Source organism: Stenotrophomonas sp. 05L414_2 (assembly GCF_056397905.1).
The window spans coordinates 1-14,170 of sequence record NZ_JBFTOJ010000106.1; the positions used below are offsets into that span (position 1 = coordinate 1).

The window sequence follows — 14,170 nt, forward strand, 5'->3', positions numbered from 1 at the left end:
GGATGTTGGCGGTGGAACGGTAGTTCTGCTCCAGGCGGATGGTCTGCGCGCCCGGGAAATCGCGCAGGAAGCCCTGCACGTTCTCGACCTTGGCACCGCGCCAGCCGTAGATGGCCTGGTCRTCRTCRCCGACCACGAACACGTGGCCCTCGTGCCCGGCCAGTACCCGTACGAAGGCGTACTGGATGGCGTTGGTATCCTGGAATTCGTCCACCAGGATCTCGCGGAACCGCGCGCGGTAATGCGACAGCAACGGCGGATTGTCGCGCAGCAGTTCGTGCGCGCGCAGCAGCAGCTCGGCGAAATCGACCAGGCCGGCACGGTCACACCGCGCCTGGTACTCGGCGTAGGCCTGGCGCATGGTTTCCAGCCACGCATCGTTCGGCTCGGGCTGGATGTGCTGCGGGCGGCGGCCCTCATCCTTCTGCGCGTTGATCCACCAGGCAATCTGCTTGGGCGGGTACTTGCCGTCATCCAGCTCCAGCGCCTGCACCACGCGCTTGACCAGGCGCAGCTGGTCGTCCGAATCCATCACCTGGAAGCCTTCAGGCAGCTTGGCATCCTGCCAGTGCAGGCGCAGCAGGCGGTTGGCCAGGCCGTGGAAGGTGCCGATCCACATGCCGCGGCTGCCATGCGGCAGCTGCGCGTCGATGCGATGGCGCATCTCGCCGGCGGCCTTGTTGGTGAAGGTCACCGCGAAAATGCCGTGGGTCGGCACGCCTTCGACTTCATGCAGCCAGGCAATGCGGTGGGTGAGTACGCGCGTCTTGCCCGACCCGGCACCGGCCAGCACCAGGTGGTGACCGAGGGGAGCGGAGACGGCTTCGCGCTGGGCCGGGTTCAGGCCATCAAGCAAGTGGGAGACATCCATGCCTCCATTTTACGGCATCGACGTCGCAGCTCCTGCGACCACCTGCGTGGCAAGTGCCTGCGCCTGCTGACGCAGTTCAGGCACCGCCAGGCTTTCCCACAGGCTGCCGATGCGCAGGCTGCCGAGTACCCCCAGGCGCGCCTGTGGCTGGCCACCCGCTGCACACAGCCGGTCGCCCGGCACGCTGCTGTCCAGGCCCAGCCCATGCGGCCCGGAGCGGGCCAGGCCATCGGCCTGCAGTTGCTGCAGCAAGGGATTGCGCAGTGCCGAGGCGCGGGTCTCCACACCGGTGGCATTGACCACCGCAGCGATCGTCCACTGCAGGTTGCCGCCGCCCGCCTCGCGGCCCGACAGCCGCAGGGCATCACCGTCGCGCCACACGCGCTGCAGGCGGGCGCGGTGAACGCGCAGCTGGCCGCTGGCCTGCAGCGCCTGCAACTGCTCAGCCACCGGTTCAGCAATGCGATGGCGGTGCACGTCCCAGTAGCGCACCACGTGGCGCAGGAAGCGGCGCTGGTCGGCGGCGTCCATGCTCTGCCACAGCGCTTGGCCGTGCGGGCGGATGCGATCCATCACGCCCTGCCAGGGCATGCCGTCGACCTGTGCCTTGCGCGCGTGCTGGCGCAGCGCGTGCAGGCGCTGGCGCAGGCTCATCGTCAGCAGCTCCTGCGGGTCGAACGCCGGCAGACCGCCGTGGGCGTGCGGCAATGGCAGCAGCCCGTGGCGCGAGATCACGTGCAGCGGCCCGCTATGGCCGCCGGCCACCAACGCCAGCACGGTGTCGGCCATGCTCAGCCCGGAGCCGACGATGGCCAGGGCATGGTCACTGGCCAGCGTGCGTACGCCGTCGTAATCCCAGGCTTCGACCACGTCATCGGCAGATAGCGCGTCGACGCCGTCCACCGGCAACGGCCGCATGCTGTTGCCGGTGGCGATCACCACCTGCCCTGCATGCAATGTTTGGCCGTCGCCCAGCTGCAGCTGGTAACCGTGGTCATCCGGATGCAACGCCAACACCGGCTGGGCCACGATCTGCAATCGCGCCGCACTGGCCGCTTCGGCCTCGCGCAGGCGCTGCTGCAGGTAGGCAGCGAAGTAGTGGCGACACACATAGCGTTCGCCCAGCACTTCGCGCGCCTCGCCCGGGTACGCGTTGGCGACCTGCAGGAAATCGAGGAAGTCGCCGGGCTGGTCGGCAAAGGCGCTCATCTTCGCCGCCGGCACGTTCAGCAGGTGCTCCGGCCACGGCGTGGCATAGGCAATGCCCTGTGCCAGCTGCGAGGCCGGCTCGAAGATGGCCAGCGCCAGCGGCGCTCGGGCCTGGCGCAACACCTGGATCGCCACCAGCACCCCGGCCGCACCACCGCCGATGATCGCCAGGTCCAGTTCGCCACTACGCGGTGAATCAGTCATGCGCCGATTGTAGGCCATCGGCCCTGCCCGGCTGGCGCTGGCCTACATCAAGGCATCGGCCAGGCGCGCGATGCCCTCGCGGCTGCGCAGCCACGCAGGACGCTTGCGCCACTGCTCCAGGTCCAGCAGGCGCGACTGGCGCAGGTAGTCGTCCTCGATGGCGCACAACTGCGTGACCAGTTGTCGGTCGTAGCAGATCAGGCCGATTTCGGCATTCAGCGCGAACGAGCGGATATCCATGTTGATCGACCCGAGCACGGCAATGTCCTCGTCCACGCTCATGTGCTTGGCATGCAGGAACTGCGGCTCATACAGCGCGATCTGCACCCCGCAGCGCAGCAGCTCATCGTAGTAGGCCTCCTGCGCCCACGAGGTCAGCCGCTGGTTGTTGCTGGCCGACAGGATCAGCTGCACCTGCACGCCGGACAGCGCGGCGATGCGCAGTGCACTCAGCGTTGCTTCGTCGGGCACGAAGTAGGGCGTGACCATCACCAGCCGGCGCCGGGCAAGATGGATCAGCGCGGCCACCGCATCGCGCGCGTTGCTGTACGGGTAGGCCGGGCCACTGGGCAGCAGCTGGGTGGCGATGTCCTCGCTGCACACCGGCACGTCGGCGATGACCTCCAGGCGCTGCCCGGTTTCGATGTACCAGTCGCTGGCGAACACCGCTTCAAGGTGCGCCACCGCAGGCCCGCGCACGCGCGCCACCAGCTCGCGGTTGGGGTGGCCGGCAACGAATTCAGGGCGCGCCAGGTTCTGCGAACCGACATAGCCCACTTCGTTGTCGATCACCGCGATCTTGCGATGGTTGCGCAGGTCCATGCGTCCGCTGCGGCGCCAACGCAGGCCGCCGGGCAGCATCGCGCGCACTTCGATGTCACGTGACCGCAGCCGCTTGCTGTATGCGCGCAGGCCCCGCTTGGCGCCGACCGCATCCAGCAGCACGCGGCACTGCACCCCGCGCGCTGCGGCACGCTGCAGGGCTTCGACGATGGCCTCGCCCACCGTGTCATCGAACATCAGGTAGTACAGCAGGTGCACCCGGTCCTGGGCCTGGTCGATGTCGGCGATCAGGGTGTGCAGTGATTCGTCATAGTCGGTCAGCAGGTCGATCGCGTTGCCGTGCACCGGCATGAAATCGCCCTGGCGCTGCACCAGCGGCACCACTTCGGCGCTGGCCGAATCGGGCTTGGGCGTCCAGCGCAGGCGGCGCTGCAGCGCCTGTTCTTCACGGATGACCTGCGAGGCCTCGGCCTGCCGGCGGATGCGCTCGCGCGACAGCCACGGATGCCCGAACAGCAGATAGAGCGGCAGGCCCAGCAGCGGCACGAAGCCGACCAGCAGCAGCCAGCTGCGCGCCGCGCCCGGCGTAGTGCGGGTGGGGATCCAGCACAGCGCCACCAGCCGGATCAGCCAGTCGATCAACAGCAGGTACGAGCCCAGCAGCCACTCGAACAGCATCGCGTCGCCCGTTGGGAGGTGTGGGGCCATTCTGCCCAGCGGGGTGTGCAGAGTCGAGCAGCGCTGGGGACAGCGTGCCGACCAACGGTCGGCACCCACGGGGTCGGAACGTGTCGACCAAGGTCGACACCTACCGGGGGCGGGGGGCACAAAAAAACCCGCCACGAGGGCGGGTTTTTTCGGAAGCGACCCGCAATCCTTGCGGATTACTTGATCTTGCCTTCCTTGTACGGGACGTGCTTGCGCACGACCGGATCGTACTTGGAGAATTCCATCTTCCCCGGGGTGTTCTTCTTGTTCTTGTCGGTCGTGTAGAAGTGACCGGTACCAGCGGTCGAAATCATACGGACCTTATCGCGCTTGCCTGCCATGATCGTCTACTCCTCAGACCTTTTCGCCGCGCGCACGCAGCTCAGCCAGAACGGAATCGATACCGTTCTTGTCGATGGTGCGCAGTGCATGCGCGGAAACACGAAGCTTCACCCAGCGGTTCTCGCTGGCAACCCAGAAGCGGCGCTCGTGCAGATTCGGCAGGAAACGACGACGGGTCTTGTTGTTGGCGTGCGAGACGTTGTTACCCGTCTGCACTCGCTTGCCGGAAACCTGGCATACGCGGGACATGGCGCACCTCGATAGTAAGTTGTGTCTCCCCGTAGCCCGGGGGACGGCGGCCTCGGTGGTTGCCCACCACACGTCAAGAGAATCAAAGGGTTACGCTGGCGTTGGGCGGCCGGGGACGTGCTCCCGGGGGCGCCGCCCGGCACGAAACCGGACACAGCGAGCCGCGCATTATGCACGCAATCAAGACCTTGCGCAACTTACCCACAGGCCACGCCTGAACACGATGACGGCGCCCTGCCCTCAGCGCAGGTGCGGYACCACCTGGGCCAGCAGGTGGGCATCCTTCAGTGCGCCATGCAGGCCGCGGGTGCCGGGAATATGCAGGCGCTGCAGCACATCGTCGAGCTTGTTGGGCATGCCCGGCCAACGGCTGCGGGCCAGCTTCAGGCTGCAGGTCACGCGGCAGTGCTGGGCCAGCCCACCGGCCAGCCCCGCCAGGCGCAGCTCGTTGTCGAGGAAACCGACGTCGAAGGTGGCGTTGTGCGCGACCATCTCGCTGCCACGCAGGAACTCCAGCAGTTCGGCGGCCTTGCTCGCAAACAGCGGCTTGCCCACCAGCATGGCATCGCTGATGCCGTGCACGCGCAGCGCGCCCCAGTCCACCTTCCGCTGCGGCTGCAGGTAGGTGTGGAACTGGCGGCCGCTGAGTTGTCCATCGACCAGTTCCACCGCCCCGATTTCAATCACCCGATGGCCCAGGCGATGCGAGATACCGGTGGTTTCGGTGTCCAGTGCGACGACGCGGCTCACGGCGCACGCCGGTATGCAGGGGCCGGCATGCGGCAGACAAGGGACGGTAGGGATGGCAGTGCGGTCATGCGGTGCTGGATCCTGTTGCGCGCCCCCCGTGCGGCGGGGGCAGATGAGGCGGGATTGTCCCACGCGGTGCGTCGGCAGGAGCGCGGATGAACACAGCGATGTCGGCATACTGGTGATTCACTGCGGAGGCTCCAATGCGACTGCTGGCCCTCACCTACGGCACCGAAGGCGATACGCGCCCGCTGGTCATGCTCTGCCATGGGCTGATCGCGGCCGGTCACGAGGTCATGCTGCTGGCCGACGGCGGCACCCTCGACAGCGCGAAGGCCTTGGGCGTCCCGCACGCCGCGCTGGAAGGCGACATCCACGACGAAGTGGTGGCGCTGGTCTCACGCGGCAATGGCGTTGCCGCCGCCAGCACCGGGCTGGCACGGATGGCGCTGCAACATGTCGCCGGCTGGATGCACCAGGCCGATGCTGCAGCCGACGGCTGCGATGCGATCCTGACCGGTGGCCTGGCTGCGTTCGTCGGCATGAGCGTCGGCGAGCGTCGCGATCTTCCGGTGATCGGCGCCGGCATGATTCCGCTGACGCCGACGCGCGCGTTCCGCTCGCCCTTCCTGCCGCCCGGACGCTCGCCGGGCTGGTTGAACCGGGCCAGTTATGGCCTGGTCAACGGCCTGATCTGGCGACAGTTCCGCGGCCCGATCAACACGGCCCGCCAGCACGCCGGGCAGCCACCACGACGTTCCCTCTGGGCTGGCCTGCCGATGCTGTATGGCATCTCGCCACAGCTGCTGCCACCGCCTTCGGACTGGCCGGCCGACCACCTCGTGTGCGGCCAATGGTCGGCCCCTGCTGCGCCGTGGCAACCGTCGTGCGAACTGCAGGCTTTCCTCGATGCAGGACCGCCGCCGGTCTATCTGGGCTTCGGCAGCATGACCGGCTTCGAGCGCGAACGTGTGCTGCCGGCGCTGTTGTCGGCGCTGGCGCCACGCCGCGTGCTGCTGTTTCCCGGTTGGGTCGGCGTGCCCGACATGACGCTGCCCGACTCGGTACGGGTGATCGGCCCGACCCCGCATGAAGCGTTGTTGCCGCGCTGCGCACTGGCGATCCACCACGGCGGCAGCGGCACCACGCATTCGGCATGCCGCGCCGGCATACCGTCGATGGTGATGCCGTTCGCCGCCGACCAGTTCTTCTGGGCCGATCGACTGCAGCACCTGGGCGTGGCACCGGCGCCACTGTCACCCAAGCGGTTGCAGCCGAAGGTGTTGGCCGAYGCACTGGCGTTCGCCGAGCATGCGGATACACGCGCACGTGCGGCCGCGCTGGGCGCTGCAATGGCGAACGAGGATGGAGTGGCATGCGGCGTGGCCGCACTCGAGCGCTGGCTCAGCCCAACGTCTCCACCACCCAATCAATGAACACCCGCAGCCGCTGGCTCATGTGCCGGTTCGGCGGGAACATCACGTGCATCGGCATCGGCGGCAGCTGCCAATCGTGCAGCACGGGCAGCAGCTCGCCGCGCGCCACATGCGGTTCGGCCATGTAGCTGGGCAGCGCGACCACGCCGAGGCCGGCCAGGCCAGCGGCCAGATAGGCGTTGCCATCATCGAAGCCGATTGAATAGCGCCCCTGCACCTCGACGCGCTCGGCGCCACGCTGCGCGGTGAACACGCGGGCGCGGCCACTGCGTGGGCTGAGAAAACCGACCGTGTGGTGGTCCGGCCCTTCCAGCGCGCGCGGGTGTTCCGGCACACCGAACCGCTGCACATAGCCCGGGCTGGCGTGGAAGCCGATCGGCAGGCGCGCCAGCGGTCGTGCCACCAGCGCGGGATCGGCAGGCGCGCCACCACGGATCACGCAATCGACGTTGTCGGCGATGACATCGACCTCGCGGTCGCTGACGCCGATGTCCAGCTGGATCTCCGGATAGCGCGCCTGGAAATCCGGCAATGCCGGCACCAGCCGCAGGCGCGCATACGGCCCCGGCACGTCGACGCGCAGGCGCCCGCGCGGTTGTGCGGCGGCCTCGCCCAGCCCCCCTTCAACCTCTTCCAGCTCGGCCAGCAGGCGAGCGATGCGCGGGTAATACACCGCGCCATCGGCAGTGACGCTGACCCGGCGCGTGGTGCGGTTGAGCAGCCGCAACCGCAGATGCGCTTCCAGCTGCTGCACCAGCTGGGTGACCGTGGTGCGGCTGAGCTGCAGGGTGTGCGCGGCGCGGGTGAAGCTGCCGGTCTCCACCACCCGGGCGAACGCGCGCATCGCTTCGAAACGGTCCATGGCCGTGGCTGTGATTGTTTGGAATATGCAATCAATCTAGACCGATCATCACGGTTTATCCAGGCAGCGACAGCGGGGAGGATGGTCCGCTCCCGTCTGGAATCCGTCCCATGTCCCACCGTGATGTTGTCTTTCCCGCCGGCCGGCAGGCGCTGTACGAGCGAAACCGCTATTCGCCGGCGATCCGATCCAATGGCTTCCTGTTCGTTTCCGGCCAGGTCGGCAGCCGCGAGGATGGCTCGCCCGAACCGGACTTCGAGACCCAGGTCCGCCGCGCCTTCGACAATCTCAACGCGGTGCTGGCCGCGGCCGGCTGCACGTTCGATGACGTGATCGACGTGACCGTGTTCCTGGTCGATCCGGAAACCACCTTCGAAAAGGCCTGGGCGATCGTGCCCGAGTACTGGGGCCAAGCGCCGCACCCGACCCTGACCGGCATCGGCGTGACCTGGCTGTATGGGTTCCAGTTCGAGATCAAGGTGATCGCCAAGCTGCCTGCGGACAGGTAGTGCCGGCCACTGGCCGGCAGCGCATTGCGCCAGCAGGGTTCATGGGATTGCCGGCCAGCGGCCGGCACCCCGGACACCCGCCTGAACGGAACACGCCGACAAATTCCCGAGGTGGCCATTGATATTGTATCCACCGAAAACCGCTTGCTAGCCTCCCCTCCATGCGCCGGATCGCCCGCCACCTTCGTTCGACCCTGCTGATGCTGCTGATGGCGGCATTCGTGGTCGTGCCGGTGGCTGATGTGCTGGCGTGTGCGGTGGAACCGCACGACAGCACCGTGGTGCATGTGGAAGCCGGTGCCGAAGATGCCGACGGTGACACTGACAACGACGGCAAGCACGCCGCTGCCTGCAGCCACAACCACTGCCACCACTCCAACCTGAGCCTGCCGGCGAGYACCTTCGCCGCCTTTGGCACGCCGCAACCGGCGCGCTGGACGAATGCAGGCGATGCGGCGACCTATGCGGTCGCCCAGGACGAACTGGCACGTCCTCCCCGGGCGTGAGTTGAGCGCGTCCCGCAATCGCGGGCTCCCGTTTCACTCACAACCGGAATCCCCCTATGTCGATCCTGACACGTCGGTCGCCGCGCGCGGCCGGGCTGGTCGTCGCCGTGCTGCTGGGCCTGATCCCCGCCGCACAGGTCGCCGCACAAGCCGCACCTTCGTACGACACCCTGCTTGAACGCCTGGACCAGCTGCCCGGCGCCCGCGTCGGCGCGGCATTGGCCGAGGCGGCCGACGCCCGCGCCGACCAGGCCCGGGCGCTGCCCAATCCGTCCCTTTCCTGGTCCGCCGAAAACGCTTGGGGCACAGGCTCCTACGGCGGCATGGGCCGGGCCGACACCGTGCTTACCCTGTCCCAGCCTCTGGAGGTCTGGGGCCAGCGCGGCGCGCGCGTCCGCGCCGCCCGCGCCGAGGCACAGGCCGCTGCCCTGCGGGGTTCGCAGAGCCGCAGCGATGTCGCCAGCCAGTTGGCGGCGATCTACGCACAGGCGGAAAGCGCCCTGCGTCGCTACACGCTGGCCGAAGAAGCGCTGAGCCTCACCCGGGACGATGCGGCGGCGGTCACCGCCATGGTCAAGCATGGCCGCGAGCCGCAGTTGCGTGCCGTGCAGGCACAGAGTGAAGTGGCCAATGCCAGCGCCGCGCTGGATGAGGCGCAGGCCTTCCGCGACGCCGCGCTGGCCCGCCTGGCCGGTGCGGCCCTGCTGGATGCACCGGTGCAGACCATCGACAACAGTCTGCTCGATCGCGCACCGCCAGCACCGCGTGGCGCCATCGATGTGGCTCTGGCCGTGCGTGTGGCCGAAGCCGAAGTTGATGCGGCCGGTCGTCTGGTCGACGTCGAGCGCAAGCGCGCCCTGCCCGACCTCAGCGTTACCGCCGCGCAGACGCGTTTCCGCGAGGACCGCGAACAGGCCTACACGCTCGGCGTCAGTCTCTCGATCCCGTTGTTCGACCGCAATCGTGGTGGCATCCGCGCCGCCAGTGCCGAACAGCGCGCGGCCGAAGCGCGCTTGGACCAGCAGCGGCGCGACAGCGAAGCCGAACGCTTGTCGGCGGTAGCGGGCCTGAAGGCCGCCGGCAGCCGCACCCGCGCCGCCGACGAAAGTGTGGTCGCCGCCGAGGAAGCCTATCGGCTGGCGCGCATCGGCTTCGACGCCGGGCGCATCTCGCAGCTGGAACTGCGCAGCACCCGCAGTGCCCTCATCGCCGCCCGCGGCACCGCCGTGGACGCGCGCCTGTCGCGCGTCGGCGCGGAAATCGATCTCGCCCGCCTCGAAGGGCGCGCACCCTTTGTGGAGGCCCGATGAACCTGTCCCGTTCTTTCCCGCTGGTTGGCGGCTTGTTGCTGACTGCATTGCTGGCCGGTTGTTCTGGTAACACACAGGCCCCGGCAGTCTCGGAGCCCGCCGGCAAGGCAACGGCTGACGATGGCCATGGCCACGCCGCCGACAGCACCGACGCCAAGGCCGAAACCGGCAACGCGGCAGATGCCGATGAAGGCGTGGTGCAGCTGACGCCAGAGCAGATCAAGGCATCCGGCATCGACGTGGTGGCCGTCGGCCGCGGCGGCGGTGGTTCGACGCGGCTGTCCGGCCGGGTGGAACCGTCGATCGGTGCACGTGCCTCGGTCGCTTCCACCGTGACCGGTCGCGTGGAGCGCGTGCTGGTCGCACCGGGCACGGCAGTGAAGCAGAACCAGACGCTGGCGATCGTGGTCAGTGGCGAGGCGGCGGTGTTCCGCGCCAATGCGGTTGCCGCCGCCGCGGAGGCAGAGGCGGCGCGCCTGGCCCACGGCCGCGACAAGGCGCTGGTCGAACAGGGCGTGGTCGCTCGCCAGGAACTGGAAACCTCACGCGCGCGCTCGCTGGCGGCGCAGGCGCAGGTCGCCGCCGCGCAGGCACAGGCCGCCGCCAACGGTTCGCCCGACAGCAGCGGCCGCGTGCGCGTCACCAGCCCGGTGGCCGGCATCGTCGGCAATGTGCAGGTCACGCCCGGCGGCGTGGTGGCGGCCGGCAGCCCGGTGGCCGACGTCGCCGATCCGTCGATGAACGAGCTGGTGTTCACCGCGCCACCGGCGCTGGCCGCGCAGGTCACGCCGGGCATGACGCTGGAAGTGACCGTGCCGGGCGGCAGCTTCAGTGCCGCCGTCACCGGTTCGGCCGCCGATGTGCGCCAGCAGGGTGGCGTGGCGGTGATCCGTGCCATGCCGGTGGATGCCGCATTGCCACCGGCCGGTTCGCCGGTGTCGGCGGTGGTGGTCACCGACGGCAAGGACGGCGCGTTGAGCGTGCCGGCTGATGCGGTACAGAACGTCGGCGGCAGCAGCGCGGTATTCGTCGCCGTCCAGGGCGGCTTCAAGGTGCAGCCGGTACTGGCCGGCCGACGTGCCGGTGACCGCATCGAGATTCTCGGCGGCTTGAACGGCGACGAACGCATCGTCGGCGCCAACGCGTTCCTGCTCAAGGCCCAACTGGCCAAGGGCGAAGCCGAGCACGGGCACTGAGGACCTTCCATGTTCAAGCTCATCATTGAAACCGCGGTACGCCACCGCTGGCTGGTCGTGGCCCTGGCTGCACTCGTTGCCGCCGTGGGCCTGTTCCAGCTCGGCAAGCTGCCGATCGATGCGGTACCGGACATCACCAACCGCCAGGTGCAGATCAACACCGTGGCACCGGCACTGACGCCCGAGCAGATCGAGCGGCAGGTGACCTATCCGCTGGAAACCGCGCTGGCCGGCATCCCCGGCCTGACCACCACCCGTTCGCTGTCGCGCAATGGTTTCTCGCAGGTCACCGCGATCTTCACCGATGCCACCGATATCTACTTCGCCCGCCAGCAGGTGGCCGAACGCATGCGCGAGGCCGCCGAAGCGCTGCCCGAGGGTGCCTCGCCGATGCTGTCGCCGGTCACCACCGGCCTCGGCGAGGTGTTGATGTGGACGGTGGACTTCACCGCGTTCGACCCTGCGAAGCTGGCCAAGCCCGGTGAAGCCGGCTGGCAGGCCGGCGAGGTCTACCGCACGCCGGAAGGCAACCTGCTGCGCACGCCGGAAGAACGTGCCACCTACCTGCGCACCGTGCAGGACTGGATCATCGCGCCGCAGATGCGCTCCAGCCCCGGGCTGGCGGGCGTGGACACCGTCGGTGGCTACGTGAAGGAATACGGCGTGCATCCGGACAGCGCGCGGTTGGCCGCGCATGGCCTGGGCCTGGCTGATCTGGTGACGGCCCTGCAGCGCTCCAACGTACAGGCCGGTGCCGGCTTCGTGCAGCGCGCCGGCGAAGGCCTGGTGGTGCGTGCCGACGGTCTGGCACTGACCACCGACGATCTGGCACAGGCGCCGGTAGCCACCCGCAACGGCGTGGTGGTGCGGGTGGCCGATGTGGCCGATGTCGGCCTCAGCCGCGCACCCCGCCTGGGTGCGGCCAGCCGCAACGGCCATGAAGCGGTGCTCGGTACCGCGCTGATGATCGCCGGCGGCAACAGCCGCACCGTGGCCCAGGCGGCCGCCACACGGCTGCAGCAGGTGAATGCCTCGCTGCCGGCGGACATCGTGGCCGCGCCGGTGCTGGACCGCAGCGTGCTGGTCAATTCCACCATCAAGACCGTGGCCAGGAACCTCACCGAGGGCGCGCTGCTGGTGGTGGTGGTGCTGTTCCTGCTGCTCGGCAACCTGCGCGCGGCGACGATCACCGCACTGGTGATCCCGCTGTCGTTCCTGTTCGCGGTGATCGGCATGAACCGCTTCGGCATCAGTGGCAACCTGATGAGCCTGGGTGCGCTGGACTTCGGCATCCTGGTGGACGGCGCGGTGATCGTGATCGAGTCGACGCTGCTGATGCTGGGCCAGCGTCGTGCCGAACTGGGCCGTGCGTTGACCGCGATGGAACGCCTGCGCGTAGCGGCCGATTCGGCGCGAAAGATGGCACGCCCGGCAGCGTTCGGCCAGCTGATCATCCTGCTGGTGTTCGCACCGATCCTCACCCTGGAAGGTGTGGAGGGCAAGACGTTCCACCCGATGGCCGCTACGTTCATGCTGGCCCTGGTGGGTGCCTTCATCTTCTCCTTCACCTTCGTGCCGGCGATGGCCGCGCTGATGGTGCGCGAGCCGAAGCCGAAGGAAGGCGAGGCACACAGTGATGATGGCCAGCACGAAACGAAGCTGATCCGCGTGCTGCGTGGACGCATCGAGCCGATCATCCGCCAGGCCGTCGCGCGGCCGCGCGCAGTGATCGCCGGTGCAGCGTTGATGCTGCTGGTGGGCATTGGTTCGTTCGGCCTGCTCGGCCGCGAGTTCATGCCTACCCTGGATGAAGGCAACGTGGCGATGCAGGCACTGCGCGTCCCGTCTACTTCGCTAGAGCAGTCGCTGGCGATGCAGCTGGCACTGGAGAAGGCCATCGCCCAGCAAGCGGAAGTGGAAACGGTGTTCTCGCGTACCGGCACCGCCGAAGCGGCAATCGACCCGATGCCGACCAACATTTCCGACAGCGTGATCGTGCTCAAGCCGCGTGCGGACTGGCCCGATCCGACGCTGGGCAAGGAGGCGCTGGTGGCCCGCTTCGAAGAACTGGCCGGCCAGCAGCTGGGCAACAGCTTCGAGTTCAGCCAGCCGATCGAGCTGCGCTTCAACGAGCTGATTTCCGGCGTACGCACCGACCTGGCAGTGATGATCTTCGGCGATGACTTCAGCCAGCTGCAGAAGGTGGCCGACCAGGTGGCGCTGAAGCTGCGCGCGGTGGAGGGCGCGGCCGATGTGCGGGTGGAGCAGATTTCCGGCCTGCCCACGCTCAACGTCAAGATCGACCATGTAGCGGCAGCGCAGTACGGGCTGACCGCCGCCGACGTCAGCGATGCGCTGTCCACCGGCATCGGCGGCACGGCAGCCGGCAAGATCTTCGAGGGCGACCGTCGCTTCGATGTGGTGGTACGTCTGGATGACAGCGCACGCAACGACCCGGATCAGCTGGCCTCGCTGCCGATCGCCACGCCGGCCGGCGTGGTGATTCCGCTGTCCTCGGTGGCACGCATCAGCGTCAGCGAAGGGCCGAACCAGATCAGCCGCAACAACGGCAGCCGCCGGGTGGTGGTGCAGGCCAACGTGCGCGGCCGCGACCTCGGCGGATTCGTTGGCCAAGCACAGGCCGCCGTGGCCGACGTGGCACTGCCGCCCGGTGCGTACCTGACCTGGGGTGGCCAGTTCGAGAACCTGCAGCGCGCGGAAAAGCGCTTGGCCACGGTGGTGCCAGTGGTATTCCTGCTGATCGGCAGCCTGCTGTTCATGGCCCTGCGCAGCGGCAAGGAAGCGGTGCTGGTGTTCAGCTGCGTACCGCTGGCGCTGGTCGGCGGCATCCTCGCCCTGCTGCTGCGCGGCATGCCGTTCTCGGTGTCGGCCGCGGTGGGCTTCATCGCCGTGTCCGGCGTGGCCACGCTCAACGGCCTGGTGCTGATGCAGGCGATCCGCGAGCGTCTGGACGCCGGTGACGTGCCGATGATGGCCGCAATCAACGGTGCATCCAGCCGTATCCGCGCGGTGCTGACCACCGCACTGGTGGCCATCGTCGGCTTCATTCCGATGGCGATCGCCAGTGGTTCCGGTGCGGAAGTGCAGAAGCCGCTGGCGACGGTGGTGATCGGTGGCCTGATCACCGCCACGGTGCTGACCCTGCTGGTGCTGCCGACCTTCGCCGCGCGCGTGGCGAAGGTGCGCGTGGCAGGGTGAGATGAGAGGGGGTCGG

At 68.4% G+C, this 14,170-nt stretch carries 13 protein-coding genes; 6 read left to right on the top strand and 7 right to left on the bottom strand.

What is annotated here, in order from left to right; translation table 11 throughout:
- The 6 genes from AC1DJN_RS14605 to dnaQ form a co-directional block, all read right to left on the bottom strand.
- Positions 1-871, bottom strand: an 871-nt coding sequence (locus AC1DJN_RS14605; protein WP_478039367.1) for a UvrD-helicase domain-containing protein, incomplete at its 3' end; no start/stop codon positions are given.
- 9 nt (positions 872-880) lie between these two features.
- On the bottom strand, positions 881-2,302 hold the full coding sequence (locus tag AC1DJN_RS14610; RefSeq protein ID WP_478013576.1) for an FAD/NAD(P)-binding protein: 1,422 nt from the start codon (positions 2,300-2,302) through the stop codon (positions 881-883).
- Between the two features lie 24 nt (positions 2,303-2,326).
- On the bottom strand, positions 2,327-3,745 hold the full coding sequence (gene cls / locus AC1DJN_RS14615) for a cardiolipin synthase (protein WP_032976786.1): 1,419 nt from the start codon (positions 3,743-3,745) through the stop codon (positions 2,327-2,329).
- A 206-nt stretch (positions 3,746-3,951) separates the two neighbouring features.
- On the bottom strand, positions 3,952-4,119 hold the full coding sequence (gene rpmG / locus AC1DJN_RS14620) for a 50S ribosomal protein L33 (RefSeq protein ID WP_170272460.1): 168 nt from the start codon (positions 4,117-4,119) through the stop codon (positions 3,952-3,954).
- A gap of 10 nt (positions 4,120-4,129) precedes the next feature.
- The gene (gene rpmB / locus AC1DJN_RS14625; RefSeq protein WP_005411638.1) at positions 4,130-4,366 is read right to left on the bottom strand and encodes a 50S ribosomal protein L28; all 237 of its coding nucleotides are present in this window, start codon (positions 4,364-4,366) and stop codon (positions 4,130-4,132) included.
- Positions 4,367-4,606: 240 nt separating this feature from the next.
- A complete protein-coding gene (gene dnaQ / locus AC1DJN_RS14630; RefSeq protein ID WP_442251885.1) occupies positions 4,607-5,116 on the bottom strand; it encodes a DNA polymerase III subunit epsilon in 510 nt (169 codons plus the stop codon).
- 203 nt (positions 5,117-5,319) lie between these two features.
- On the opposite strand from dnaQ, the gene AC1DJN_RS14635 reads away from it, so the two are divergent.
- Positions 5,320-6,552: a nucleotide disphospho-sugar-binding domain-containing protein gene (locus AC1DJN_RS14635; protein WP_442251886.1), complete on the top strand. Its 1,233-nt coding sequence runs from the start codon at positions 5,320-5,322 to the stop codon at positions 6,550-6,552.
- Here AC1DJN_RS14635 and AC1DJN_RS14640 read toward each other — a convergent pair.
- A complete protein-coding gene (locus AC1DJN_RS14640; RefSeq protein ID WP_032976783.1) occupies positions 6,521-7,414 on the bottom strand; it encodes a LysR family transcriptional regulator in 894 nt (297 codons plus the stop codon). The genes AC1DJN_RS14635 and AC1DJN_RS14640 overlap by 32 nt on opposite strands.
- A gap of 110 nt (positions 7,415-7,524) precedes the next feature.
- Here AC1DJN_RS14640 and AC1DJN_RS14645 point away from each other — a divergent pair, with 110 nt between their 5' ends.
- The 5 genes from AC1DJN_RS14645 to AC1DJN_RS14665 all read left to right on the top strand — a co-directional run bounded on the left by AC1DJN_RS14645 (position 7,525) and on the right by AC1DJN_RS14665 (position 14,154).
- Complete coding sequence (locus tag AC1DJN_RS14645) at positions 7,525-7,923, top strand: RidA family protein (protein ID WP_025878068.1); 399 nt, start codon at positions 7,525-7,527, stop codon at positions 7,921-7,923.
- Positions 7,924-8,084: 161 nt separating this feature from the next.
- Entirely contained in the window at positions 8,085-8,429 is a 345-nt protein-coding gene (locus AC1DJN_RS14650; protein ID WP_032976781.1) for a hypothetical protein, read from the top strand.
- Between the two features lie 56 nt (positions 8,430-8,485).
- On the top strand, positions 8,486-9,739 hold the full coding sequence (locus tag AC1DJN_RS14655) for a TolC family protein (protein ID WP_025878070.1): 1,254 nt from the start codon (positions 8,486-8,488) through the stop codon (positions 9,737-9,739).
- Positions 9,736-10,935: an efflux RND transporter periplasmic adaptor subunit gene (locus AC1DJN_RS14660; protein WP_478013575.1), complete on the top strand. Its 1,200-nt coding sequence runs from the start codon at positions 9,736-9,738 to the stop codon at positions 10,933-10,935. The genes AC1DJN_RS14655 and AC1DJN_RS14660 overlap by 4 nt, the downstream gene beginning before the upstream one ends.
- A 9-nt stretch (positions 10,936-10,944) precedes the next feature.
- The gene (locus AC1DJN_RS14665; RefSeq protein WP_442251888.1) at positions 10,945-14,154 is read left to right on the top strand and encodes an efflux RND transporter permease subunit; all 3,210 of its coding nucleotides are present in this window, start codon (positions 10,945-10,947) and stop codon (positions 14,152-14,154) included.
- Positions 14,155-14,170: the final 16 nt, after the last annotated feature.